Source organism: Mesorhizobium sp. M3A.F.Ca.ET.175.01.1.1 (genome assembly GCF_004791945.1).
Lineage (GTDB): Bacteria > Pseudomonadota > Alphaproteobacteria > Rhizobiales > Rhizobiaceae > Mesorhizobium.
Genome location: NZ_SRTP01000216.1, coordinates 1 through 334 on the forward strand (window position 1 = coordinate 1; position 334 = coordinate 334).

The window sequence follows — 334 nt, forward strand, 5'->3', positions numbered from 1 at the left end:
GCGGCCAGAACGGAAAGCCTTGCGGCGTCTGCGCGGCGTGCAGGCCGGTCCGCGACACCGTCGCCTCGATCATGCCCGTCGCGGATTCCCGTTTGAGCGTGTCGGCGACGGGAAGGGCAGGCAGCGCGCCCTGGCGCTGGCCGATGGCTTCGATGGTGCGGTCGATAAGCGCGGCATCGACGAACGGGCGCACCGCGTCATGCACAAGCACTTTTGCCGGCGCCTGCTCCCTGAGCGCCAGAAGTCCTAGCCGGACGGAAGCCTGACGGGACAGACCGCCGGTGATGGCACGGACGCGCTCGGCATCGGCTCCGGCCGCACGGTCGAAAAGTTC

1 protein-coding gene is annotated in these 334 nt (G+C 69.5%); it reads right to left on the minus strand.

Annotation, left to right across the window (positions count from 1 at the left end; translation table 11 throughout):
* On the minus strand, positions 1–334 hold a 334-nt coding region (locus EN818_RS31395), incomplete at both ends, for a 2-C-methyl-D-erythritol 4-phosphate cytidylyltransferase (protein WP_189523998.1).